Origin of the sequence: Chitiniphilus eburneus (assembly GCF_005048205.1) — a bacterium.
GTDB lineage: Bacteria > Pseudomonadota > Gammaproteobacteria > Burkholderiales > Chitinibacteraceae > Chitiniphilus > Chitiniphilus eburneus.
On sequence record NZ_SUMF01000067.1, the window covers coordinates 1 to 3,129 of the forward strand.

At 70.7% G+C, this 3,129-nt stretch carries 3 protein-coding genes; 2 read left to right on the plus strand and 1 reads right to left on the minus strand.

Features of this window, described 5'->3' with window-relative positions; genetic code table 11:
* Nucleotides 1–40: 40 nt before the first annotated feature.
* Nucleotides 41–235: a hypothetical protein gene (locus FAZ21_RS19880; RefSeq protein WP_136775165.1), complete on the minus strand. Its 195-nt coding sequence runs from the start codon at nucleotides 233–235 to the stop codon at nucleotides 41–43.
* 14 nt (nucleotides 236–249) lie between these two features.
* Between FAZ21_RS19880 and FAZ21_RS19885 the strand changes: the two genes are divergently transcribed.
* Nucleotides 250–1,839, plus strand: a complete 1,590-nt coding sequence (locus FAZ21_RS19885; protein ID WP_136775166.1) for a class I adenylate-forming enzyme family protein — start codon at nucleotides 250–252, stop codon at nucleotides 1,837–1,839.
* A partial coding sequence (locus FAZ21_RS19890; RefSeq protein ID WP_136775167.1) for an acyl-CoA dehydrogenase family protein occupies nucleotides 1,829–3,129 on the plus strand: 1,301 nt, incomplete at its 3' end. The genes FAZ21_RS19885 and FAZ21_RS19890, both read left to right, overlap by 11 nt.

Below are 3,129 nucleotides of genomic sequence, written 5' to 3' on the forward strand. Positions count from 1 at the left end.
AGGATGAAATTGTGCTTGCCGGTGGTATAGCCGCCACGGATCAGATATTGGTCCACCGTGGTCTTGTCGGCGCCGGCTCGCGCTGGCACCCCGCCTGGGCGCCAGCGGCACGCTGTACGGCGCCTTCGCGGTACTCGACGCGCTGGCCGATACCCGCGTGGCGCCGGGCGAACTGATGCTGGTGTTGCAAGGCGGCGACCACGCGCCGTGCGCCGCGCTGCTGTTGCAGAAACACCAGGGCCTGATGGCATGAATCCGCTGACAGAACCCACGCTGGGCGCCGCCTGGGCGCGGCGCGTGTGCGATACACCCGACCGCACCGCGCTGATCTTCGACGACCGCCCGTGGCGTTACCGCGATCTGGCCGTGGCGGCCGATGGCATCGCCACTACGCTGGCGGGGCGCGGTGTTGGCGTGGGGGCGCGCGTGATCCTGCTGCTCGACAACGGCCCCACCTTCATCGCCGCCTTTCTCGCGTGCCAGTTGCTGGGCGCGATTCCGGTGCCGGCGTCGCCGCGTGGCAATGCCGAACGCATGACCTACCTGTGCCACGACAGTGGCGCAATGCTGATCTTGATCGAACCGGCACTGGCCGAACGCCACCGCGCGCTGCATAGCGCGCAGCCCTATTCCGCGCTGCTGCTGGAAGTGACCGCCGCCCCTGACCACCCGCCATGCGCGGTGACGCCGGCCGATTGTGGCGAGTGTGCCTTCATCCAGTACACGTCCGGCTCCACCGGCCATGCCAAGGGCGTGATGATCAGCCACGCCGCCGTGCTGGAGAACATCCGCGCCTTTACCGAGCGCATGGCGCTGGGCGAGGCCGATGTGTTTGCCTCGCTGCTGCCGCTGTTCCACGACATGGGCCTGGTCTGCTTCGCGCTGGCGCCGCTGCTGCTGGGTCATCCGCTGGTGCTGTACCGCCAGGACGCCACCAGCCTGTATGCCTGGCTGACCGGTATCGGCCGTTACGGTGCCACTGTCACCGGCGCGCCGGACAGCCTGTTGCAGATTGCCAACCGCGTGGTGACCGATCCCGCCGACTACCCGCTGCACAGCCTGCGGCTGCTGATCTGCGGCTCCGAACCGGTGCGGCGCGACAGCGTAGATACGTTCGGCGCGCGCTTCGGCATCGGCCACGCCATCAAGCCGGCATACGGCATGGCCGAGTTGACGCTGTGCGCCACGCTGACGCCGCATGATGCCGCTTACCGCGTCGATGCCGCGGGACGTGTCGCCTCCGGCCGCGCGGTGCCCGGTGTCGGCATCTGGGTGCGCGGCGCCGACGGCATCCCGACACAAACGCCCGGCGTCACCGGCGAGATCCTGGTGGAATCCCCCGCGCGCATGCTGGGCTACTGGAACCGCCCCGACGCCAGCGCCGCCGCGCTCAGCGCCGGCCGCGTCGCCACCGGCGACGTCGGCTGCCTGGACAACGAGGGCTGGCTCTACGTGATCGGCCGCAGCAAGAACCTGCTGGTGCGCGGCGGTGAGAAATACAACCCGCACGATATCGAGGATGCCGCGCAAGGCTTTGCCGCCATCCGTCGTGCCGGCGTGGTGCAGCAGGACCATGGCCGTATCGTCGCCGTGCTGGAAACCGACCGCCTGCTGCTGGGCGATGCCCCCACGCTGCGCGAGCTGGCCGCCGCCATCCGCCGCGCCGCGCACGCCCGCGCCGGCATCGCGCCCGACGCCTGCTGGTTCATCGGCGCCGGCCGCATTCCGCTGACCGAAAACGGCAAGATGCAGCACGCTGTGCTGCGCCGCCTGATCGACAGCGGCACGCTGGCACCGGTCTGGAGCGACACCCCGCTGGAGGCCGCCGATGCTGCATGAGCTGCTCGACCTCGCCGTCACTGGCGCGCCGACGCTGGGCACCGGTCCGGCCGATCCCGCCGTCGCCGAACTATGTCGCAGGCTGGAAAGGCTGGCCGTGCCACTGCGCGCCGATCCCGACCCCGATCCGGCACTGGACGAGGCGGTGCTTGCCGACGGCTTTGCGCATGGCCTGTTTTCGCTCACCGTGCCGCGTGAGTCGGGCGGGCTGGGTGGCAGCCTGCGCGATTTCGTCGAGGCGATCGAACGCGTGGCGCAACTCGGGCCGGCCTATGCCATCACTGCCGTGCCGCATCTGTGCGCTGGCGTCAAAGCCATCGCCACGCTGTGCCCGCCCGATACGGCGCGCGACATCCTGACCGGTATCCCGCGCGATCGCCGCCTGCTGGCGTTCGCCATCACCGAGGAAACCGGCTCCGACGTCGCCACCGTCCACACCCGGCTTACCCGCGCGCCCGACGGCACGCTGCGGCTGAACGGGCGCAAGCAATGGATCACCAACCTGGAGCGCGCCAGCCATGTCGTGGTGGTGGCGCGCAGCCCCGCGCACCCGGTGCCGGGTGCCACGCAGTTCGTCTGCGTACCGCTGGGTCAGCCCGGCGTATCGGTGGCGCCGGCCTGGGACAAGCATTGCGCCAATGGCTCGGATACCGCCGACCTGTTCTTCGACAATGTCGAGATCGCGCCCTGGCAACTGCTGGGCGAACCCGGCAAGGGCATGGCGTATTTCAATCACATGGTGCAGTCGGGCCGACTGGGCGCCGCCGCCGCCTGCGTCGGGCTGGCGCGCGATGCGGTGGCGCTGGCCGCCGCCGACCCTGTGCCGCCGCTATCGGCCGGGCATGCCGCCGCGCTGGCCGCTGGCGTGGACGTACTCGGCCGCATGCTGCGGCTGACCGCCCGGCTGGGCGACGATCACCATCCGCAGTTCGCCGCGCTGACCTCGCTGGCCAAGCATATCTGCTCGCTGGAAGCGCAGCGCGCGCTGACCGATATCGATACCGCCTACGCCTGCCAAGGGCGTGCCTCGCCGCCATCTGTCTCGCGCGCGGTGCGGGCCATGGGCCTGCTGCGCCTGCTGAAAGGCCCCGGCGAAGTGCTGGCGCAACAGGCCGTCGCCGCCTGGCTGTGGCAAGGCAAGGGCGGTGAGCCGAATCCGGCGTGGCCCTATCCGCTGCGCGCCGCCTGCCGCGCGCTGGCGCACTGGTATGCCGACCTGGCGGCGCAAGGCGGTCCCAGCGCCCGGCCCGGCGCGGTGGCATCGTTGGGCGAAGCCACCGGCGCGGCGTG

Bases quoted from the DNA above. Each gene is read 5' to 3' on its own strand.
- FAZ21_RS19885 (WP_136775166.1), top strand. From the start codon at position 250: ATGAATCCGCTGACAGAACCCACGCTGGGCGCCGCCTGGGCGCGGCGC.